The organism is Alkalihalophilus marmarensis DSM 21297 (assembly GCF_000474275.2).
GTDB classification, from domain to species: domain Bacteria; phylum Bacillota; class Bacilli; order Bacillales; family Bacillaceae_D; genus Alkalihalophilus; species Alkalihalophilus marmarensis.
Window position 1 is genome coordinate 293120 of the sequence record NZ_ATAE01000008.1, and the last position, 21542, is coordinate 314661.

Sequence of the window (21542 nt, forward strand, 5' to 3'; positions counted from 1 at the left end):
ACTACTATGACTCACACAGCAGGTGAAAAGTTCATTTTTTTCTAAAAAAATTCAATATAAAAAGCCCTTCATACGTGAAGGGCTGATCATTATTCGATTTCTTCCCACACAATTTCGATTCCCCATTTTGAAGCGAGCTTTTTTTAACTCTTCTTCATAATATAGATAGCTTTCGTCAGCCGCAACAAACAATTTATCTGAATCCTCATTGCCTAAAAGCCAGCTCTCATTTGCTTCTATTAATAGCTCAAATGCTTGCGGCAGCATTGCATGTACATTAAGAAGCTCGTCATTTGAATAGTTGCTTCGTAGTTCCTCCGATTGAGAGACTAATTGTTCGAGTGAGGGAAGCAGCTTCTCTTCAGTGAAAAGAGCTAATTCTTCTGGATCATCAATGTCCATTTCCTCCTGTATCAGCATCAGATATTCATCTGTAATTCCTTCTGTTTCTTCTAAATAGTTGGTCAAACGATTAAAGCGATTATATCTTTTCACCCCTCCTAAATTCTGCTTCTTTTCTACATATTCTACCAAAAGGAACAATAAACCTTTGAATTTTTCAAGGAATTTTCTTCTTATCTAATCTTATTAAATAGGTGCTCGATCGTCTGCAAATGATTGCTATCACTAGTTATTTCATATTGATCAAAATATGTTTCATTCATGTAATAAGTAGTTGTCTTTGTCTGATATTGTCTATCCCCTATTTCATTTGTAATGAAAAAAGTGATTGAGTACTCTAGGGGATGCTCATAATGTCGAGTTTCTTTTAACGTCATTTGATCTAAGTCAGATAAAATTCTCTCGATTGTGTCCTCTTCAAATACGGTAATGCTTATGCCTTCATCATCATGGTCACCCGCTGTGGTATAAGCTGAGATTTCAATTTTATCAATCGTAGAATTCTGATTTATATGATTGGAAAATTCAGCAGAGAAGCTAGGGTATGGAGCTTGATTGACAATAATGATTCCGCTTAAGACTATGAGCCCCACTGCTGCTCCTAACACATATCGATTCTTAATAAACATACTGAATAAAATAGTTAATCCCAAAACAGCAGCTATTGCTAATATAAAGGGAAACACAGTCCAAGTCAGATCAAAAAACAGGTTCATAAGTCACTCACTCCTCTTTGTTATAACTTATATCAAAATAAAAAGACGACAAACGTTTAATGTTGTCGTCTTCCATTCTATTTAAATGTTGAAGGTATGTTAAGTCCTTTGATATATTCCCTGATTTATTAATATTCTTACCAAGTATAAAGAATGTCTTAACTAAACATTTTCAGATCGCTTTTTCTCTAAAAAATATTCAACCCATGGACGAGCGGCGGTATATATACCGGCGGTTACTAACCAGATAAATGCAAGATAGGTCCAGCCTTGAAAGAATTGCAGGCTATAATTATAACCTGTTACAAACATCACTCCCGGGAAAGCAAATATGAGTATAAATGTTAACGCCAGAGCCCAGCGAGTACACAGCTTTGCATCTTTAATCAGCTGCTTATCATTCATTTTTACACAACCTCCTTCTTAGCAACAACAATTAATTCTTCTTGTTCATCATCAAAGCTTTTGAATGAATCTTTCATTGCTTCAAAGTCAAATTGTTCATTGGACATAAGCGCATGGCCGATTGAAATGACACCGCTGACGATAAAGACAGTCAGGTTGCCGAACAGCATAGAATGAAGATGGCCAAGTGATTCAACATTTATTGCACCATGCATCACATATGCAGAAACATTCCAGACAGTCACTCCTGAGACCATACCGAGTAATGCTCCCCAGAAACAGCCATTATTCGTTGCTCGCTTCCATAATAGACCGATCGTTAATGGAATGACGGCTCCACTAACAAAGATTCCCATTGCCATATAGACAAAACCAAGGCCTATACCGATACTAAATAGCAATACAGAAAAGACACCCATCGCTAAACCGAAACTTAACGTAACGATGCGAGATACTTTTAAAGTCTTTGCGCTGCTTGCTAACGGGTTTATTGATTTACGGTAAATATCTGTGACAATAATATTCGTAATGGCTGTTAATTCAGCAGCTCCTGTTGACATGACAGCCATAAACAGCATCACTAAAAATAAAATTGAGCCAACCGTTCCTAGTACATGAGCTGCCATTAACGGTGCTGATGCATCCGGGTCCCCTACATTTAAACCTAAGCCAGCAGCGGTTACACCGAGGAATGTAGCTATAGCAAATGGAATAGAAAACCAAGCAATCCCACCGTAAATATATGCTTTAGAAGCAGCACTGTCCTTACTCGCAATGGCTCGCTGCCAGTAAGACTGATCAACAAATACTGTTCCGAAGTTTCCTATTATGTTGATCATTCCAAATAATAAACCTGGAATCGACGCCATTGTCAGCATTTGCTGTGATTCAGGAAGAGAACGTAACCCCTCATATACGGTTTGAACCCCAAATTGCATATAAACCGCAGCAGCAAAAATCGTTAGGATAACAAAAATCATAACTGTGTTTAAATAATCGGCAATAAATGAAGCTTTCAACCCGCCAATCATAGTATAGATGGTAAAAGTTAATGGAATTAAAAAGGCAGCTATGTAAATATTCATTCCAGTTAATGAGTTAAGAGCAATCGCCCCTCCTAAAATAACCATGGATGTCACAATAATGTTGGTCATTAAAGCAAAGACCATCATTAATTTATGATTTTTCTTGTCAAAACGTTTTCCGATAAATTCAAGAAATGTGTGGGCTTTAGGTGCTTTACGTTTTAAGTGAATCGCAACGATGGCAAATAATAATACTTGAATACAGGCCCCAGCTGCATACCAATAAGGTCCGCTGATTCCGTATTGAAAGCCTGTCGAAGAGGACATCATTAATGTGGCTGCCCATGTCCAAGCGGCAATAATAGATGCGCTTGCCAGCCCTACACCCACATTTCTACCTGCCGTGCTGAATTGTTCTGCTGTCATAGCAGTCTTTCGTCTGCGCTGCATTACAATGGTCAAGATGGTAAAAAAACTACCAAAAATGAATAAAATCAAATACCCCGTGGACGTTGATAACATAAACTCTCCTCCAATTTTTTTAATCGTCATACCGCTCTTTAAAATGTCTGATAATTTAAAATTCTTCTGATGGAGTTTAGTATACGAACGATTAGAAGTTTATTCAAATGATGTGTTAGGTTTCGTAACATGGTTTTTTTGTGCTAATAAAAATAACGGTGCTAGAATTCAGCACCGTTACGTTTCATAAATCCTTATTTAATTATGACTCCCTGATATCGAAAAACTTGTTGTATGGATACAAAAATATTCCTATGTATACACCTCTAGGATAAATAATCTTTAAAACGATCCATATTCATGTAGAAAACAACGGATAATATAAGGAATAAGATCGGAGAAACCAAAAGTACGAGAAAAAAGATACCAAGCCCTGAAGGAAACCCTACACTTGGAGACATAAAGGAAAGAATGAGATTCTCCCCAATCAGCACAAGGATACAAAGGAGCATGGTTGTTAGAAAAGCAGCAAATACAGATTGAATCAATTTCATAAATAAACGCCCTTTCAGCTTAGACAGGGACATATATACACCCTTATTTTCTATTAAAGCGACATAATGCCCTTATTAATAATCAATACTTTAACCCTAACAAAAAAATACAATAATTCAATGGGGATTTTTACTAATTGGTTTTTTATACCTTAATTTATAAGAATTTTCATATGAACAAACCCTTAAAGCTAGCAGGAATGTATCCTGTCTAGCGTTTAAGGGTTCTAATTTTATTGGTTAATTTAATGATGCAAAATATGGGCTTGAGCTTTTAGGTATAACCCTACTTCAAATCTTCTTTATAAATTCCACGTATTTCAAGTTCCTCTTCTATTAAGGAAATAAATGTATGATCAAGACCTTTTTTCAGGGACATATGATGTGCTTCTAATAAGAAGTCATCACTGAAATTTTCGAAAAATCTTCTAGAATACTCTTCATTATTAAACATGTATGTTAGCTCCAACTCCCTTGTAACCCTAGATATACTGAAGATTCTTGGTGCTTGGCCATTTTATAATATGTTCAAATGATTGTTCTAGTTCTTGCAGATGAAGAATTCCGTTCTCTATTTCCTTATAAGCTGCTGTTCGATAGGTGCTCCAAGCAATGTTTTTAGCTTGATGGTAAACAAATGAAGCAGCGGAAGCACCTTCTATTCGATTGATATACTCATTTTCTTCTAATAGAAGCACATATCTTTTTACTGTAGGTGTAGTGGTATGAAATCCATACAGCCTTTTAATTTTCTTTTCAATTTCCGTGATCTTTAACGGCACCTCTTCATTTTTAAAGATCAGTAAAATATAAAAAGGAATAACATGAGCATAATTAAGATATTGAGACATAAATGCATAATTCGTAAGCTTACTCACCCTGGCACGTTTTGACTCAAGTAAAGGCTTGAGGGTATGAATATGCCTTTTTATTTCTTCTGTCCAAACGGTGGCCTGAGTTATAAGATATTTACGGCCGATGGGGGTTAGTCGATAGGATTGATTTCCTGACGAACTCCCATAGGCTGGTTCTATGTACCCTTGATTTAATAACGATATATAACAGGATTTTTCAATTTTAGGTGAAGGCGGCTGCAGAAATGTGGATGAACTACTCTGATACAAATTCACGTAAAAGGTTGATCCAAAGGCGACTTTAGCTAGGACAAAGTATCTTTGAAGCCTTCTTACTTGTAGATTTTCCATATACTTGACCCCTCTCCTAATTTAATCATTAAATGACAGTAATGATGATTATACCTCAGGAAGCTTATTATTTATCTACCCAAATTCAAGTGAAGCAAACCCATTAGAACCACCTTTTTCCAATTCTATTTAAATTTTCAGTTTATAGATGTATCTTATAAAAGCATATCAAACATGTCTATACAATTGGTATCCATTTCAGCTCCGAGATTCGACCTTTCAAACAACGTTTACTCCTTTTTATTCCGCTTTTTCCCCATTTCAACTAATAACAATAATGGTCCTGATTCTTATCGTTCTATCCATTTAAATGAAGTAATTTAGCTGATATTGGGGATACTATGGGCAGGAATGGAGGGAATTAAAGTGAAGAATGATAAAGAACTTAGGTTAACTTCTTCTGAGTTAATGAACTTGTGGACACAATATTTAAATGATTCAGCTGCCTCTCAAGTTCTCCGTTATTACTTGAAGCATGTAGAGGATGAAGAAGTAAAGAAAGTACTTACAAAGGCGTTAAACAGTACCACATCACACGTAGAATTTATTGAAAAGCTATATAAAAAAGAAGGTATTGCTAAGCCTATAGGTTTTTCTGAAAACGATTTAGTAATGGGTGCACCTAGATTGTTTTCAGATACGTTTTATATTTATTACCTTCTACATCTATCCACATTAGGAATGGCTGCTGGCGGGGTTGTCGTAAGCACTTCTAGCCGTACAGACATTGTAGAATTTTTCAGGAAAGTAACTCAGGATGCAGAGGATCTTCACTGTTTAATTAAAGAAGTGACAAAAGCAAAAGGTATACATAACAGGCCCCCTTACATTCCGTATCCTAAAGAAGCTGTGATGGTAGAGGATCAAGATTATTTAGGAAGCATGTTCGGTAAACAAAGGCCTCTTAATACAGTTGAATTAACTCACATCTTTACGAATATACAAACGAATATAATAGGTAAGACGTTAATGATTGGGTTCTCACAGGTGTGTCATTCTGATAAATTACGCAGCTATATCTTACGTGGGAAAGACATTGCTAATAAGCAGGTAGCTATTTTTAGAAAGCTGCTTGAAACAAATGATATTCCTGTTCCAAGTCCATGGGATTCTGCTGTAACTGAATCAACAGTTGCCCCTTTCTCTGATAAACTAATGCTGTTTCACATTACAGCGATGTCCGCTGCGGGAATAGGTAATTACGGCGCAGCAATGGCTGCTAGTCCTAGAAAAGATATTGGACTCAAATACGCTAGGTTATTAATGGAAATCTCTCTTTATGCTGAGGACGGTGCCAATTTAATGATTGAGAATGGCTGGTTAGAACAACCCCCACAAGTACCGGACCGCAATGAATTGGCTAGTAAGTCAAAAGGGTATGAATAAAAAAGTAGAAGCGGTTGCCTGGAACTTGTTTTTTCCGGGTCTTGCTCAAATAACAGTGACAAAAAGGTTAGGAAAAGGAGTCTTTTTCTTTTTACTCGCCCTGCTTATCAATATAAACGCTAGAATCAATGATATCGTCATTTTAAGTTTTAAAGGTGAGACGCAAAGGGCTGTTGAGACAACAGACTATCAGTGGCTCTTGTTTTACTCCTGCTTATATTTTTTTGCTTTATGGGATGGGTATCGTGAATGCGGAGGAATAAAAGAATCGTATGCTTTTATTCCATTTGTATTTTCAGGTTATATGGTGACGATCGGTATTGTTTTTTCTCCAAGTATACATCTATCAGGCTTTTTATTAGGTCCGTTATGGCTCCCTGTTATTGTTGCGGTCATTAGTTTTTTGATAGGAATGTTGCTGCGAACGATTATATTGAATGTCATTGAAAAACGGCCGGGTTAGATTCCCGGCCGCCTCTATGGTAAGGTCTGCCCTTCTATTGCTCAAAGTTCTTCTTTTCATATGTACGGATAAAATAGTCAAATCTCATCGCAATATAGATCAGTACCATTGCACTTATTCCTTGCCACATCCCGCCAAAAAATAAACCAATGATAGCGCCTATGAGAATATAAGAGGTTAATTGTTTACCTAGCACCAAGAGCCTCCTCTTTCCACAAGCCTAATGTTCTCTTAGAAAATCAATAATTTCCTCAAGTGAATCAGAATAAATAACAAAGTGGCGTGGGCTTGTCATAACTTTTGTGGCAATCACATCATATTCAGCAAAAGAAATAAGATTAAAGAAATGCCTGAATCTATGCTTTTTCTCTAACGCTTTCTCCTTGGCTTTAATTTCATCATGATCAATTCTGAATAATACATAGATTGGTTTTGTGTATGAGTTGAGGTTCATCCTCTCATCAAGTTCGTTTAAATACTCTTTATCGCTTTGACTTCTCGTTAAATTACACGAAAAGCCTACGTTATCAACATGGTCATCAATTTTATTCTGCGTTTTGTCGTAATCTTCATCTGACATTTCCTGATCAGTCATAATGACTAAACTGTACCAAATGTCCGTTTCATCATTCGTATTCTTTCGTTTTTTAAACATCGTAAGGGTACGTCCTCTCTTTAAAATCTGCCTTCAAAGCGTTCTGATTTTGTACCATTCTATTGCTTTTTTCTCGAGTTCTTTAATGAGCCCGTCTTTCCCCTTTATGTACTGATCCATATCAAATGGATAAAGTTGAGCTAATTCTTGCTTTTTCTTCATATATCGGCTGGCATCTTCTGTATGATGTCTAAGATAATCTCGGAAAGCAAGATGTCTGAGGATATGCGGGTCACCTGTTTGAAAGGTATGGATATGGTGCGTTCGATGATTTCCGCCTTTCATAAAGAATCTTCGACCTAAAATGCCGTTTTCCCCACATGCTTTGTACCCTAGCTTAGAAAATAAATGATTAAAGTGATCTACTTTTTGAATATCAACTACCTCTACAAGAATGTCGATAACAGGTTTAGCTGCCATTTCAGGTATAGCGGTGCTGCCAATATGGCTGACTCTAATACATTGTTCACCGAGTATTTGTTGAATGTTTTCACGTTCACGATAAAAGGCATCCGGCCACTCTTTTTGATAAGGTACTACTTCTACTTTTCTCATGAGCCTTACCAATCCTTCCATTCAAACAAGATTACATAGATCATGCCGACTAATAAATAGGTGGTGAAAAGAGTCGTGAGCAGTTGTATAAACCCACTATTTATCCCATTTGTAAGTACGTTTAGAATGGTAGTGAAAATAAAGTAGAGCACGGTGTATAGGACGATGCTTTGAGATTTGGTCGCTGTTTTCCTTTCAACGGTCCTTCCTATCACTATATTGATATGAAATAAACGAGGCATAGCTTTACCTGCTTTCTAAAAAATGATCAATATAAGCATTCACATCTTTCGGATTATCTAGGTTCGTAGCATGATGAGCATGTTTTATTACTTTTAATGTAGAGTTTGGGATCATTCGATTCATGTGCACTTGCTGGTGCCGTACCAATATATCGTATTCGCCGTATAAAATTAAGGCAGGACATAGGATCTTCTCTAGATCTTTACTAGAATCCATTCGAGTAACAGCATCCCAAATCTTCACCCAATTTTTTCGTGGAAGCATACTGACCGTTTCTTTTATAAAGACTTTATTGTCTGGATTGTACGTTGAAAAAAAGCGCGCTTGCAATCTGGCAAATACACTCATAGATAGATAACGATTTGATACTAGGTTCATGGGATAGAGCCACTTCTCGACCCAATTGAACTGACTCGTAAACGGGGCACCAATTAAAATGATTGAATCAACTCGCTCGGGATACCTAATCGCAGTTTGGATCGAAATATGTCCTCCCATAGAAAGCCCGCATAAGGTTGCTTTTTCAATCCCTAAATGATCTAGTAAACCGATTAAATCACGTGATAAATCCTCTGTATCGATTCTTCCAGGCGGAAGGGTAGATTCCCCATGACCTCGCACGTCCCATACGATTACTTGAAAATGGTTTGAGAAATACTCTACTTGAGGATCCCAGAGTTTATGGTTCCAGGAAGCCCCGTGCGTAAAAACGATCGGCTCACCTTCCCCATGAACTTCATAATACAGCTCAACATTATTTACGTTACAAGCAGGCATTTGTATCTCCTCCCTTAATGTTGTATGAGACTATAATCTTCTCCTGGTTTCTTTATTCTACTTTAGTGACAAAAAAATTAGAAATCAGTTCCTACATCCAAAAAGCAAAATAACACCAGACTATGACGAGCACGGCGCTTAGTAAGATCGTCCACCATTTCTCACTGCGAATATATGCCTCTATTCCGTTCACTAGTGACATAACGATTAAAACATAGAAGACAAGATTAGCGTAAATGCCTTCAAAGCTATTCATGAAGCCTAGAATGAGTGCAGCGATGGTTGCAAACAGTAATAATGTATGGATAATTGCAAAAGGAGTACTAACAGGATCTTTTTGGTCTTTAAATAAATGACCCATTTTATCATCTCTTTCTATTAAAGCAGTTAATTAACTCGGGGAAATGAGTCAGTTGGGTGCTTCATTGTATTATTTAAACGTGTAATTATTCGTATTTATTTCATTATTGTATTTATGTCGATAATGATTGCGTCAGTTAGCGCTTATTGCGCCGGTCCACACTCATGAATGATTCAATCTCGGTTATCAAAGTACCCTATACAATCCTCTTCACTATGTTTTGTTTCGTCCGTAGTCATTTCTCCGTAATGACGGGGCCCGAGCAAGGTTTCCTTCTCGCAAAATTGAACGACATTCTTTCCTTTTTTCGTGACTCCATATAAATATTCAAGCTGAGGCTCGTCTGAAAATACAACTTTGTAATGACCATGATAGACATCATTATTTATAGGGTGTTTTGGCTGTAGATATGCTTGCTCGATAATATCTTCCTCTGAATAACCGAGTTCTTCTAAATGCTGAGGGATATGCTTGTTTACAAGGTATTTGTGATAAGGGTTTCCGTTATTTAAGATGTAAAATAAGCTGATAGGTATTAGAATCACGGCCGCTGCCAACAGACTAAACATGATTAATAAAATTCTCTTGACCATCAATCTTCCTCCCTCAACCTATCCACATACTTCTTGCCCTCGACTAGAGATAGACCTAATTCATCTCTGGCTAATTTAACCGCTTCTACCCTTTGTCCTTTCTTAAGTAGTTCACGAATCTCATCATCAACTGGCAAACCTGTTACACCAACTTGCTCCGATATTCGATCTAGCTTATATTCAATTTTTTTAAGCCGCCTTTCCGTAGTGCTCATAGATAATAAAATAATGCTTAAAATGAATAAGATAATATAGTCCATGAAATCGCCCCCTGTTCACCATCCAAAAAAGTAAACTCCGCTTCCGAATAGAGTTAACCCAATAGCTGCCATGCCAACAATGACACTCAGTCCTCGATTTTTCTCCCACATAAAGATCCCTTGTCCGACAAGGTAGCCTGTGATAAACCAAGTGCCGATTAGACTAATAAATGGTCTGCTAATGACGGATCCAATAAGCATTAGCAAGGTCCCCATTACTCCTAATCCGGCAACTACGAAAATCATCGGTTTAGTCTTCATTTCACTTTTAAACTCTGATTTTTCATCAGGAGTCATTTTATCGGATTCAGACGTAAAGATATATACTAGGACCCAAATAATAAATATGATAAAGAGTAAATCTCCCATAAATGCTGCCTCACTTCCTGCTTCAACAAACGAGGGTGTAATACCAATCTCTTAAAAATACCAATTACTTGTCATTCTACCATAATCACACCAAATCAATTCTAAAGAAAACATAAAGGATGGAATGGATGCAAAACATCTTTTCAAAAAAAGAGCAGCCGCATATTTCGCAGCTGCACGACTCGCCCTTCTTAGCCCTAAATTTTTGTGAATCTGTTCATATATATTCCCCTGATTCGCTTTATGCTTCAACTATATCCCAGAATTAGAGCTGTTTTTCACAAATCAAGCAAATTTAGGCTTTTCCTGCTACATCCATTGCTTAGGGTACTGCCTATCTTTGAAAAAATTATTGTATAGAACGGAAATGATAATCAGTACAATCGAGGTAACGGCTATGGTGACTAAGAAGCCCCAGCCTGCTTGTGTGTTAATAGCAACCATACCGCTTGCCGCTGCCGGAGGGTGCACAAGCTTCATGACTATCATTAAAAATAATATCACTGCCAATGTGATCTCTATTGTTAAATGGTTTCTACCAAAGATATCCCAGATTGATAGTGCGGTTATTGAGGCTATTAAATGACCGCCGAATATTTGTCTTGGCTGCGAAAACGGACCTGCATGAGCTGCAAAAACAAGTAAGCAGCTAGCTCCCATTGGCCCTAAAATCATCGGGTACCCTAAGAGCATTGCAATTCCACTAATAACAAGGATAGCAATAAAACTGCCTGCTGCACTAACCATGCTATCTTTAATAGGAACACTAGAGGGATAAAGCGTTGTGTAAGCAGTTTGAGTTTGCTCTTTCTTTATGTCTCTCTCCACATCTCTCTCTCCTTTTAATACTGTAAACCAATAAATATGTCCTTAAACAGTGTATAGGATATAGCAAGAGGATGTAACCCAATAAATATACTTTAAGTGTTGTTTTCTTTCTTTAGTGAATTAAGTTTATCCTCGATCCGCTGCAGCTGTTTGTTTCGTTTGATTGATTGTCTTATAAAGAATATAACCACTACTGGAATGGCAATCAATTTTATTAGAGCAATGAATTGATATAGGATGGTTCCCCAGTCCATATTTTCCCTCCTCATGTAATTTACGTTATTCTTTTGGCAGTTTTCTTTCTACGAGTTTCCACATAACCCAGCCAAATAAGAGTCCGCCAATTAGAAATGCAAATAAAATAGAGGCGAAATCGATGATCCATCCATCTGTTATGTACATTGAAAAATTCATTCCGTTTTCAATAAAGTTCATAAATAAATAGAAAAGAACAGCTGTAGTAATTCCCCAGCTCAACACACCTTCTGTCAAAATAAAATGCCATTTCCCCTTATTTTTAATTTCTTCTAAAGTTTTCTTTTGCCTAAACAATCATTTCACCGCCAACTGCTTTAATTCATATCCCCAATATAAACGGGAGACTGTATTCCCTGTACGTATAGATAGAAGCATTCTTCATTCATTTGATTTTTAGTAAGTAACACACTTCCTTTTTGGATAATGATGACCTTAGCAGAGCTTCGTATATTCATGTCAGTCTCCTTTAAACGAATCAAGATGATCCCAGCCGTATACGAGATCAATTACCTTTTCGCCTCTAATCTCACCTTCTACTCGATCTATCAGCTTGCCGCCAATCGCTTCATAAAAGTAGCGTGATGGATTACCTTCTAAGACAAGGCAAAGCATAGATTGATAGCCGGATCTTATCATTTCATCTACCACTTGACGCACAAGGTGCACACCTATTCCCTGCCCTTGATAATCCTTTAAAAGATAAATGATATGTAGTTCACCATCATAACCTTCATAATTCCCGCTTCTCTCTTTTCCTCCAGCAGCAAAGCCAATCACTTCACTGTTATCATTTTCTGCAACAAACACATGGCCTGTTGGGATTTGCTTAATCCAAGACTTCTCGCGTTCTTCATAAGAGAGACCTGCTAATAATTTGTCAGAAAATAAACCTTTATAAGTCGTTCTCCAACTGTCTACATGGACTTTTGCAATTCCTGCTGCATCAGCTACGTTCGCTTTTCGTATATTCAACAGCACCACCTCCCTTCTATATTTTACCACTTTAGACAGGGTAATCCTACGTTAAATATTCTTCAGCATTTCCCCTAGTCTACGAATACCAGCCTCTATTTCTTCGTATGCAGCAAAGCCATAAGAAAGTCTAATGTATTGTGTGGAGTGCTTGTCATAGATATTTCCAGGGTTGATGAGGATTCCTGCAGATAGTGCTTTTTCAAAAAGATGTTTATTTTGAATAGGCGGCAGGACCTTTAACCAAATGAAAAAACCCCCTTTTGGTACATTCCATTCTGCAGCAGAGCTAAGATGTTTGGATAAAGCATTCAAAGCAATATTTCTTCGAATCTTAAGTTCTTCTTTTACTTTTGCTAAATGGAGTTCGTAATTCTCGCTCTTAAGCCATTCAGCTGCTACGTGCTGGGAGAGTGAGCTTGAGCCGTAATCGGTTTGCATTTTTAAATCGGCTAAGCGATCAATCACAGATTCTGGTCCGACAACCCAGCCGATCCTTAGTCCAGGTGCAAGTGTTTTTGATAAGCTGCCTACATACAGAACATTTCCATATGTATCACTTGCTTTCAGCGGTTTAGGCGGCTTTTCATCGATCCATAAATCACCGTATACATCATCCTCAATGATTGGTATTTGCTCGTCCTCACATAGCTGCATTAATTGTTCACGTCTTCTTTCGCTCATTACATAGCCGGTTGGATTATGAAAAGTCGGGATGGTATATAAAACAGAATGTGCTTTTGAGTTATGCAGATCTTTCATACCTTTAGGAATAGGGCCTTCTAAGTCTGCAGGTATAGTTTCTAATTTCATCCCGCCTGATTGAAAGATCGAGAGTGATAGTACATAAGAAGGCCTTTCAACGTAAACAGTTGAACCCTTATTTAATAGCCCAATTGATATTAGCTGTAATGCCTGTAGGGCGCCGGAAACAATTAATACAGACGATGGTGATGCTTGAATCCCTTTTGATTTAAGCTGATGGCATATTGTCTCTCGTAATTTTAGATTTCCTTTAGGTTCCTCATAACCCAGTGAATATAAAGTTGAGGAGACGTTCTGCACTATATTCTGAAACGCTTCTTTAGGAAATAAATCAGGGGAGAGCTCGCTTTTTCCTAGTTGAATAAGTTCGTTTTTTGCCTCTAATTCATTGATCATTTTGACCGTTTTCATACTTTCTTTATGCATACCTAATGTTATATTGCCGCTCCAATTAATCGGTTTATCGACTTTCATAAGAGACCAAGTATTATTGGCGACAATGGTTCCTTTGCCTACATGTGACACTAGCAATCCGTCAGCTTTTAATTCTTCAGTCGCAGTGATAATAGTGCTTCTATTTACTTGAAAAAGCTTTGCTAACTCACGCTGGCTCGGAATTTGGCTCCCGATGGTCCATTCGCCCCCTGTAATTTTTGCGGTGATTAAATTCATCACCTGCTTATATTTGGATTGCTTCACTCGGCACCCTCCTCATCCTAAATTGGTTGGGTTTTTATTTTCTAATTGGTTGGAGACATTGTACCATTTGCCTTCTACAATAGAAATCAATGAGACAGATTGGTTGGTTGTTTAAGGGGGATATATATGAATCGTAAGGCTGTTATTATGGCGTCTATTACCATTTTAATATGGGGTTCAACATTTGCGGCGATTCGTGCGAGCTTACAGGGAGGATATGATGCGGGGCATTTAGTGTTAGTACGTTACCTCATTGCTTCAAGCTTATTTTTACTCTATGCTTTGTGGCCAAAGGTAAGCTTTAAGCTTCCGCATACGCGTGATCTCCTCCGCATTGTTGTACTCGGCTGGGTCGGCATCAGCCTCTATCATATTGGGGTCACTTTTGGGATGAAGACCGTTACAGCAGGGACAGCTGGAATGTTGATTGGTGCAGCACCTATTTTTACTGCATTAATTGCATTAATCGGATTGAAAGAAAGGCCAAATACTGCGGGCTGGTTTGGTCTAATCGTTGGATTTGTGGGGATCTTATTAATTACGCTAGGCTCAGGCGAAGGCTTATCAATTTCTAAGGGTGCTTTTTTTGTTTTAATGGCTGCAGTGGCGACTTCAATCTTTTTTGTGTTTCAAAAGCCACTATTAATGCGCTACAGTCCGATTGAATTAACAGCCTATTTTACTTGGGCAGGAACGATTCCCTTTTTCCTTTTTGCACCAGGGCTTTTCACTTCTCTTCAACAAGCTAGTCTTGAAGCACATCTAGCAGCTTTATTTGTAGGGGTTTTTCCGGCGGGCATCGCTTATGTAACATGGGCCATTGCTTTATCCAATGGGAATGCTGGTGCTGTGACCAGCATGATGTATGCCGAACCTGTGATTGCGGTTATTGTTGCATGGCTTTGGCTGAGTGAATGGCCAGCTGCCCTTTCTCTAATCGGGGGCGCGGTGGCATTGTCAGGTATATTGATTGTACAGCTTTTAGGAAGCAGGCCCAGACAGACAAAACAGAAAGCTGCTTAAATAAGAAAAGTCCGAGTAGAACTCTACTCGGATTTAGTCCTGCATCTTTTTATTAACAAGAATAGAAGAATAGCTGAAATGATAGTAATAAGTACAAATATCGGGATATAGAAGGGATTTACGTTCACAGCTGCTGCCTCTTGGTTCTCTGCTGCAGCTGGTTCAAACTCTTCTCCAAGAGAGGAATCTTTATAATCAGTTTCTGAATCAACTTGAGTGACCGGACTGCATGGGCTGTTAATATAATTGTGATCGTCCACACTTAAATAAATCATGTAGGTCTGATCCTTTTGAAATTCATAACCCCAAGTATAGTCCACTTTCATCTCCAGTGTAGAAGGCACTTGTTGCTTCCAGCTCTTAACCACTTCTACTTCAACTGGATACATATAATCATTTGGATTTTTATTTATATTAGTAACTGTCCCAAAAATAGCAAGATCAAAATAATTGATTACAGGCTCTTCAAACTCAATACAACTAAGGGCATGAGTTGGATTGGACGATAAAACAGTTAGCATTACGATCAAGAAGGTCAGCGGAACGAGTTTTTTTATCATAAGATCCCTCTTCCCCATCGTCGATTAATTAGTTGATTTAGAATTACTTGATTTCTTGAATCATCTCTACTCGATTACCGAATGGATCTCTAAACTCAAAGCGTTCAAAGCCAGGAATCGGCACGGAATCAAGAATCTCAATCTTATTCTCTGATAAACGATCTCTCCAAAAAGAAATATCCTCTACATGGTAGGCAACATGCGCTTTTGTTAATAGTCTGTCAAAGCCTTCTTCTGTTCCTACATGTACTTGCAGGCTGCCAGCTTCAAGCCAAAAACCGCCTCTACCTTTCAGTGAATCAGGTTTCTCAACTTCTTTAAGCCCTAAAATATCGCAGTAAAAGGACTTCCCTTCTGCTTCTGCTCCTTTAGGTATCGTTATCTGAACGTGATCTACCCCTAATATCATATACATTCCTCCTGCTTGATTAGTAATCCACTTTTATTATAGCAGAAAATTCCATTATTATTAGGGTTGCTAGATAATTAGGTTTTAGGCAGATGCTCATTGATTCAAAGTTAGGTGTTTAAGGAGTAATAGAGTAAATACATGTATCCGTCAGCTTGCTGCCGTCTGCGGACCTATCTTCGTTCTTTAAAATGCCTTCTAAGTTCAACCCAAGTTTCTCAGGAATCGCACGACTTTTTACATTTGTTGATTCACAACGGATTTCTATACGGTTAAATTTCATTTGATTAATACCAATTGTTATTAACTCTTGAACGGTTTCGGTCATATATCCATTGCCGCTATACTTTGTGTTTATCCAATAACCTATTTCACATTTAGGAATATGCCAATCGACGTTCTCAAAGCTTGCCACTCCAATAAATTCATTTCTTTCTTTCGTAAAAATAAGATAACGAAAATAATCTTTTTCAATAAATTTCTGATAAGCAGTCTGCCAGGATCTCTCGGTTTCATCCTCAGTAGGTATATCCTGTACAAATGGCAGCCAAGGCTTTAATTCATGAATAGATGCGATAATTGCTTGATGAATAATAAGTCCATCACCTTCTTTTAAAGGGGCACGTAAACATAATCTTTCTGTTTTAAATGATTTCGGTGCTTTTCTTCGTATCGTATTCATTGCTTTTCATCCTATTCTTAGTCTTTATACTTTCGTACACTTATTTTATGAACATATAACGTCACTACATAGAGTAAAGTTACAAAGTCTACCAACATTTATTCTTATAATGAAATAAGCCAAACCTATGACGGTTTGACTTCTCCCTAACGTTAGCTATTAGATTTTTTTCATATGCTCTAACACATATTCGATCTCTTCTTTTGTTGTGTACTTTCCTAAGCTAAATCTTATCGCTCCCATTCCCTCTTCTTCTCTTACTCCCATTTCGCTTAACACGGGTGAAAGGGTTACTTCTCCTGCATGACAGGCAGAGCCTGTTGATGCGGCAACTTGTGACAGCTGTGCTAATACCTCTTGTCCGATACGACCGATCATATTAATATTCAGCGTGTTTGGCAGGCGGTGGTCAGGGTGGCCGTTTAATGAGATCTTCTCTTGAAAATGTTCCTTTAATTCTCCCCAGAAATAGTCTCGCAGCTGCTTGATTTCCTTGTTTTGCTGCAAGTTTTCTTTTGCTAAACTGCACGCTTCCCCTAAAGCTGCTGCAAAAATGACATTTTCCGTACCAGCGCGCAACCCTCGTTCATGCCCGGCACCATGCATAAAATTGCTCAGTTTAACTCCCTCACGTATGTATAGCGCTCCAATTCCTTTAGGGGCATAAAGTTTATGTCCTGCGAAGGTTAAGAGATCTACATGTAAGTCATCTACGTCGATCTCAACTTTTCCAAGAGATTGTGACGCGTCAGTATGAAATAGAATTCCTCGATCTTTAGCCAGCTTTCCTATTTTTTTGATCGGTTGAATGGTTCCAACCTCGTTATTTGAGTGCATAACCGAAATGAGAATGGTATCCTCTGTTATTGCGTGTTCAATTTCATCAGGATCTACACGGCCATACTCATCGACTCCAACCTGGGTGATTTTTGCCCCATTCTGTGATAAGTAGCGGCAAGGCTCTATGACAGCGGGATGTTCGATGCTTGTTGTAATAATATGGTTACCTCGATCTTTGTAATGATCATAGACTCCTTTTAAAGCATGGTTGTTAGATTCTGTGCCTCCGCTTGTGAATATGAGCTCTTCAGGGTTTGCCCCGATTAGGTCTGCCATTTGAGTTCTCGCCTGCTCAACTGCCCTTTTTGCATTTTTTCCAAACTGGTGCATGGCGGAAGGGTTTCCAAAATCATTTTCTAATAAGGGCAGCATTACCTGGCGTACTTCAGGTGCAATCGGAGTACTTGCATTGTAATCTAAATAGACTTGCCTCATTGTCTAACATCCTTTCAACGTATTATCGACTCATGCTTTTATGAAGGCTGCTCGCTTTTCTTAACCGTTTATACAAAAAGTCTGGATTAGAAGCTAAGATGACACCGGTTAAAATCGCAGCTCCACCGATCACCTGATTCAGTGTTAATGTTTCTGCGCCAATTACAACAGCAATAATCGCTGTAAACAAAACAATCAGGTGAAGAAAATTTGATGATTTAGCCGGACCGACTTGAATAATTCCCTCGTTCCAGCACACAAACGACACAATGCTTGGAAAAATAGCGAGATAAACAACCCCTAAGATCACCTCTAGCGGCAGTTCTGAAATTGCTACCGGTGCGTAGGTTCGTTCAAATAAGAAAAAAGGAAAGAGCCCGATCATGCCAATGTACATTGTGACGAGAAATGTCGGGCGCTTTGGCAGCCCGCCGCTGAATTTTTTCATGACAACCGAATAAATTGACCAGCAAAAAACACCGACTAACACGATAAGGTCTCCCGGGTTAAAGGTCAAGCTGAGCAAGCGCTCAAAACTTCCCTGTGAGATAACGATAATGACTCCAATAAGAGAGACGATCACTCCAGCAAATTGAACCGTTGAAAAACGTTCTTTTAAGAAGAATACAGATAAGATAACGATTAATAATGGTGACAGCGAATTAACGAGCGATGCATTGATTGATGTGGTGTATTGAATGGCTATGTAAATTAATGAATTAAAGCCTGCAACGCCCGTAAAGGCCATAAGCGTAAGTACTTTCCAATGCGCCATAAGCACCTTCTTGTGTTGTTTCAACTCTTTGTAGACAAATGGCAAAAAGAACAGGCTTGCCAACGTCCATCTTATTAAGGAAAGCTGCAACGGGGGAACATATTCTACGATCAAGCGGCTGAAAACAAAATTAGTACCCCAAAAAAACGTTGCTAATACTAATAAGAAATAAGGATATCGCTGAATGGTTGATAAGATTGCATTCACCTTAAAGCCCCCTCTAGTACATTAACTGATAAAAGTATTTTAATAAGGATAACATATTTCGGGCGTCTAGTGTTTGAATAGTCTAACAGAAATAGAATAGGGCTTGGGTTATATGGTTGTTTGTTAAGGATAGGAATAAAGCATTAATCTACTCATTTAGAAACTCACTGAAAAAGTTCCCACCTGCCAAAGTTGTTGATTTCCGCTGCAGGGACTCGCTTTCGGCGGGCGGACCGGAGCCTCCTCGTCGTTATACTCCTTTGGGGTCTCCCATGGTCAAGGCCCATTCCGCAGGAGTCTGGTCCCTTCCGCTCCAATCAACGACGTCTGCTTTTTTAACATTTGAACTGAACCATAACTAAATCACTCCTCATAATAATTGCATAAAGCAATAACCTAGCGGATGAACTATACGGAGACTTCTACGGGGCCTAGAGCAGGAGTGAGATCCCACAGGGCGTTGCCCGAGGAAGCTCACTAGCTCCCCGTGAAAACCGTAGTAAAGTTCAGGAGCGGCGATCCTGCGGAAATACGAAGTGATAATGAGGTACTTCTAGGTAAAAAGCCTAGAGTAAACTCTAAGCTTCTAGTCGACCATGTTTACTTATTTTTATAATGATTTCATTTCTATGAGCCCAAGGCATACGCCGGTCGGATCCACAATATAGGTCATATAAAAATCCTCAAATTCCATCTTTTCTCTTAAAATCATTGCGCCATGTTCGATTGCTTTACCGATGATTTCATCAAGACTATCCACTTGTATTTGGATTCTTGTCCCGTGAGGAAAATCGCTCGGGCCTTTACTGATGCCACCTATAAGAACATTTTGTTCAGCTGTTTGATAATGAACAGATCTATAATCCCAATGAGGTTCTGAAACCTCCCACCCAAATACTTCCGTATAAAAAGCTGCAGCCTTTTCTGGTTGTTGACTGCTGATTTCAAAACCGATTACTTTGCCCATAGAATTTACTCCTCTTAACTAATGATTAATTGAATGCTTATAATGTATCAAATATATTTTGCACTTTATAACCTCTAGATCTTAATACTTCTACAATACTGTCCTCTCCTACCAAGTGAAGCACCCCTACGGTAGCAAAAATAACTTTATTATCTTTGCTATTTAAAAGTTCTTCAATCTTATTCGCCATTTTAAGATCTCTTTCTTCAAAAAAGCGAATATAAAATTCTTTTAAATCATGTGGGTCTGCTCCGTCAAGCTCTGAGGCTTGCCTAAAAGTAGCTAACTGGCTTATGTCACCTGCTATCCAAGCATCCATTAATTGTTCAAGTTCAACTATCGCTTTTTCTGGTTGCTTTAGTGTATCTTCTAATTCAAGTAGTTGAGTTTCAATTGGTAATTGACCCCACACATAAAAAAAATCTTCATATGATTCCAACTGTAAAATTGATTTTTCTTCGACAGGTGCTCTTGATAAGAAATACTCTTCTATTCCAAAATCTGGTGAAAATCCTTCTTCTGCAGCAACAGTTGCTTGAATATAATGATTAAGATTCCAAGGCTGCAGTTGATTAATATCATTCTCTCTAATTTGATAAGTGCTTAGAAATTCATTAAAATGCTCGCGTGTTTTAGGAGAAAGATAATGATCAATTGTTCCGCTTTTTAAAAGGCCAAATTCTTTATTCAGTTCATTCCATTTTGTAAGATCGATATTTTTATAGTCTAATTCAACTGCAACATAATCAGATTCTGTAAAAGCAGCTTCGACCTCGGGTTTTAATGGATGCAAATCACGATTAGCAGTATGTATTGATCCGAATAAATAGATGGTATTTTGGTTGTTTTCAATTTTATAAAAGACTCCTTTTGATTCATTATGTACTTCAGCCACAGTGTTTTGTTTATCTGCATTGTTTATTATTGATTCACTAGATGAACATCCATGCAATAGAAAAATAAGAATGAGAATTCCAAAAAATCGGTGCATAAAACTCCTCCTTTTTAATTCCATTATATAGTAATTGGGTCGTATTTATCAAAAGGAACATTGGATTTCTAGATAATTTTCAATGAAAAAAAAGAAACTCATTTTTAATATGAGTTTCCTTTTATGGGGCTTAAATACTCTTTGTCATATGTTCGTCCTGAACCAATCTCTTCTTTCTTTTTCTATAAATAATCGCGTTGATCTCTGCTCCGACAACAAGAATTATGCCGATTAAAAAGAACCATAGCATTAAGATAAATATCCCGCCTAAACTTCCGTATGTCTCTGAATAATTCCCAAAGTTACTAATGTAAATCGAAAAGCCTAATGAAGTTAGCTGCCATGATAGTGTTGAGAACACTGCACCAGGTAAGGCATGTTTGAAGGGTGTTTTCACATTCGGTGCAAAATGATATAGTGCAGCAAAAATAATCACAGTAATTGTAATACTAAGAGCCCAGCGAAGGACCCTAAATAAAACCTCCATCTCATCAGGCAAATGACCAAACGATTTAATAAAATTGATAATTGTATCTCCAAACACTGGTAAAATGAGAGCTACTACGAAGGCTACAATCATTCCTAATGTTAGGGCGATTGATAACAACCTTGCTTTAACAAAACCAGCTAATAGTTTGTCAATATTTTTCAATAAAAAAGTTAAAATACAAATGATATACTAAAAATGAGTGCACTAAAT

General features: G+C 37.9%; 33 protein-coding genes. 3 read left to right on the forward strand and 30 right to left on the reverse strand.

The genetic code is table 11. The features are described 5' to 3' along the window. Positions 1-51: 51 nt before the first annotated feature. The 7 genes from A33I_RS05070 to A33I_RS05095 form a co-directional block, all read right to left on the reverse strand. Positions 52-495 (reverse strand): hypothetical protein, encoded by a 444-nt coding sequence (locus A33I_RS05070; RefSeq protein WP_152976435.1) that lies wholly within the window; start codon positions 493-495, stop codon positions 52-54. An 80-nt stretch (positions 496-575) separates the two neighbouring features. Beyond that, complete coding sequence (locus A33I_RS05075) at positions 576-1118, reverse strand: hypothetical protein (RefSeq protein ID WP_022627384.1); 543 nt, start codon at positions 1116-1118, stop codon at positions 576-578. Between the two features lie 162 nt (positions 1119-1280). Continuing rightward, positions 1281-1523 carry a hypothetical protein gene (locus A33I_RS05080; protein WP_022627385.1) on the reverse strand — a complete coding sequence of 81 codons (243 nt, stop codon included), beginning with the start codon at positions 1521-1523 and terminating at the stop codon, positions 1281-1283. Positions 1524-1525: 2 nt separating this feature from the next. Beyond that, complete coding sequence (locus A33I_RS05085) at positions 1526-3070, reverse strand: sodium:solute symporter family protein (RefSeq protein ID WP_022627386.1); 1545 nt, start codon at positions 3068-3070, stop codon at positions 1526-1528. A 266-nt stretch (positions 3071-3336) separates the two neighbouring features. After that, positions 3337-3564 (reverse strand): hypothetical protein, encoded by a 228-nt coding sequence (locus tag A33I_RS05090; RefSeq protein WP_152976436.1) that lies wholly within the window; start codon positions 3562-3564, stop codon positions 3337-3339. A 286-nt stretch (positions 3565-3850) separates the two neighbouring features. Next, a complete protein-coding gene (gene sda / locus A33I_RS20180; protein WP_022627388.1) occupies positions 3851-4018 on the reverse strand; it encodes a sporulation histidine kinase inhibitor Sda in 168 nt (55 codons plus the stop codon). Between the two features lie 28 nt (positions 4019-4046). Further along, positions 4047-4769, reverse strand: coding sequence for a hypothetical protein (locus A33I_RS05095; protein WP_022627389.1), 723 nt, complete (start codon positions 4767-4769; stop codon positions 4047-4049). 366 nt (positions 4770-5135) lie between these two features. Between A33I_RS05095 and A33I_RS05100 the strand changes: the two genes are divergently transcribed. Then, positions 5136-6155 carry a DUF3231 family protein gene (locus tag A33I_RS05100; protein WP_022627390.1) on the forward strand — a complete coding sequence of 340 codons (1020 nt, stop codon included), beginning with the start codon at positions 5136-5138 and terminating at the stop codon, positions 6153-6155. Next, entirely contained in the window at positions 6148-6618 is a 471-nt protein-coding gene (locus A33I_RS05105) for a hypothetical protein (RefSeq protein WP_022627391.1), read from the forward strand. Before A33I_RS05100 ends, A33I_RS05105 begins: the two co-directional genes overlap by 8 nt. A 34-nt stretch (positions 6619-6652) precedes the next feature. Here the strand turns inward: A33I_RS05105 and A33I_RS21055 are convergent, their stop codons facing one another. The 15 genes from A33I_RS21055 to A33I_RS05165 form a co-directional block, all read right to left on the reverse strand. Continuing rightward, positions 6653-6814 (reverse strand): hypothetical protein, encoded by a 162-nt coding sequence (locus A33I_RS21055; protein WP_022627392.1) that lies wholly within the window; start codon positions 6812-6814, stop codon positions 6653-6655. 24 nt (positions 6815-6838) lie between these two features. Next, complete coding sequence (locus tag A33I_RS05110; RefSeq protein ID WP_022627393.1) at positions 6839-7273, reverse strand: hypothetical protein; 435 nt, start codon at positions 7271-7273, stop codon at positions 6839-6841. A gap of 33 nt (positions 7274-7306) precedes the next feature. After that, positions 7307-7828: a GrpB family protein gene (locus A33I_RS05115; RefSeq protein WP_022627394.1), complete on the reverse strand. Its 522-nt coding sequence runs from the start codon at positions 7826-7828 to the stop codon at positions 7307-7309. A 5-nt stretch (positions 7829-7833) separates the two neighbouring features. Beyond that, on the reverse strand, positions 7834-8070 hold the full coding sequence (locus tag A33I_RS05120; protein WP_022627395.1) for a hypothetical protein: 237 nt from the start codon (positions 8068-8070) through the stop codon (positions 7834-7836). A 4-nt stretch (positions 8071-8074) separates the two neighbouring features. After that, the gene (locus A33I_RS05125; protein ID WP_022627396.1) at positions 8075-8848 is read right to left on the reverse strand and encodes an alpha/beta fold hydrolase; all 774 of its coding nucleotides are present in this window, start codon (positions 8846-8848) and stop codon (positions 8075-8077) included. Between the two features lie 91 nt (positions 8849-8939). After that, the gene (locus A33I_RS05130) at positions 8940-9209 is read right to left on the reverse strand and encodes a hypothetical protein (protein ID WP_022627397.1); all 270 of its coding nucleotides are present in this window, start codon (positions 9207-9209) and stop codon (positions 8940-8942) included. 173 nt (positions 9210-9382) lie between these two features. Then, positions 9383-9802: a DUF3139 domain-containing protein gene (locus A33I_RS05135; protein WP_022627398.1), complete on the reverse strand. Its 420-nt coding sequence runs from the start codon at positions 9800-9802 to the stop codon at positions 9383-9385. Next, on the reverse strand, positions 9802-10062 hold the full coding sequence (locus tag A33I_RS05140) for a hypothetical protein (protein ID WP_022627399.1): 261 nt from the start codon (positions 10060-10062) through the stop codon (positions 9802-9804). Before A33I_RS05140 ends, A33I_RS05135 begins: the two co-directional genes overlap by 1 nt. A gap of 15 nt (positions 10063-10077) precedes the next feature. Further along, the gene (locus A33I_RS05145) at positions 10078-10431 is read right to left on the reverse strand and encodes a hypothetical protein (protein WP_022627400.1); all 354 of its coding nucleotides are present in this window, start codon (positions 10429-10431) and stop codon (positions 10078-10080) included. 309 nt (positions 10432-10740) lie between these two features. Next, positions 10741-11259 carry an HPP family protein gene (locus tag A33I_RS05150; RefSeq protein WP_022627401.1) on the reverse strand — a complete coding sequence of 173 codons (519 nt, stop codon included), beginning with the start codon at positions 11257-11259 and terminating at the stop codon, positions 10741-10743. Positions 11260-11351: 92 nt separating this feature from the next. Next, on the reverse strand, positions 11352-11513 hold the full coding sequence (locus A33I_RS20765; RefSeq protein WP_022627402.1) for a hypothetical protein: 162 nt from the start codon (positions 11511-11513) through the stop codon (positions 11352-11354). Between the two features lie 25 nt (positions 11514-11538). After that, positions 11539-11811 (reverse strand): hypothetical protein, encoded by a 273-nt coding sequence (locus tag A33I_RS05155; RefSeq protein ID WP_022627403.1) that lies wholly within the window; start codon positions 11809-11811, stop codon positions 11539-11541. 20 nt (positions 11812-11831) lie between these two features. Beyond that, positions 11832-11972, reverse strand: a complete 141-nt coding sequence (locus A33I_RS20770) for an NUDIX hydrolase (protein WP_012958709.1) — start codon at positions 11970-11972, stop codon at positions 11832-11834. 1 nt (position 11973) lies between these two features. Next, positions 11974-12489, reverse strand: coding sequence for a GNAT family N-acetyltransferase (locus A33I_RS05160; protein WP_022627404.1), 516 nt, complete (start codon positions 12487-12489; stop codon positions 11974-11976). A 51-nt stretch (positions 12490-12540) separates the two neighbouring features. Beyond that, positions 12541-13953 carry an aminotransferase-like domain-containing protein gene (locus A33I_RS05165; protein ID WP_022627405.1) on the reverse strand — a complete coding sequence of 471 codons (1413 nt, stop codon included), beginning with the start codon at positions 13951-13953 and terminating at the stop codon, positions 12541-12543. A gap of 126 nt (positions 13954-14079) precedes the next feature. Between A33I_RS05165 and A33I_RS05170 the strand changes: the two genes are divergently transcribed. Next, a complete protein-coding gene (locus A33I_RS05170) occupies positions 14080-14976 on the forward strand; it encodes a DMT family transporter (RefSeq protein WP_022627406.1) in 897 nt (298 codons plus the stop codon). 23 nt (positions 14977-14999) lie between these two features. Here A33I_RS05170 and A33I_RS05175 read toward each other — a convergent pair whose 3' ends face one another. From A33I_RS05175 to A33I_RS05210, 8 genes are all read right to left on the reverse strand, one after another. Next, positions 15000-15536, reverse strand: a complete 537-nt coding sequence (locus A33I_RS05175) for a hypothetical protein (protein ID WP_022627407.1) — start codon at positions 15534-15536, stop codon at positions 15000-15002. Between the two features lie 43 nt (positions 15537-15579). Further along, the gene (locus tag A33I_RS05180; RefSeq protein ID WP_022627408.1) at positions 15580-15945 is read right to left on the reverse strand and encodes a VOC family protein; all 366 of its coding nucleotides are present in this window, start codon (positions 15943-15945) and stop codon (positions 15580-15582) included. Positions 15946-16063: 118 nt separating this feature from the next. Next, positions 16064-16627 (reverse strand): GNAT family N-acetyltransferase, encoded by a 564-nt coding sequence (locus tag A33I_RS05185; protein ID WP_022627409.1) that lies wholly within the window; start codon positions 16625-16627, stop codon positions 16064-16066. 159 nt (positions 16628-16786) lie between these two features. After that, a complete protein-coding gene (locus tag A33I_RS05190; RefSeq protein WP_022627410.1) occupies positions 16787-17902 on the reverse strand; it encodes a cysteine desulfurase family protein in 1116 nt (371 codons plus the stop codon). 22 nt (positions 17903-17924) lie between these two features. Continuing rightward, positions 17925-18884: a DMT family transporter gene (locus A33I_RS05195; RefSeq protein ID WP_022627411.1), complete on the reverse strand. Its 960-nt coding sequence runs from the start codon at positions 18882-18884 to the stop codon at positions 17925-17927. A gap of 610 nt (positions 18885-19494) precedes the next feature. Beyond that, positions 19495-19851, reverse strand: a complete 357-nt coding sequence (locus tag A33I_RS05200; RefSeq protein WP_022627412.1) for a VOC family protein — start codon at positions 19849-19851, stop codon at positions 19495-19497. A 37-nt stretch (positions 19852-19888) separates the two neighbouring features. Continuing rightward, positions 19889-20842, reverse strand: a complete 954-nt coding sequence (locus A33I_RS05205; RefSeq protein ID WP_022627413.1) for a TraB/GumN family protein — start codon at positions 20840-20842, stop codon at positions 19889-19891. Between the two features lie 130 nt (positions 20843-20972). Next, on the reverse strand, positions 20973-21494 hold the full coding sequence (locus A33I_RS05210) for a YihY/virulence factor BrkB family protein (protein ID WP_235806158.1): 522 nt from the start codon (positions 21492-21494) through the stop codon (positions 20973-20975). Positions 21495-21542: the final 48 nt, after the last annotated feature.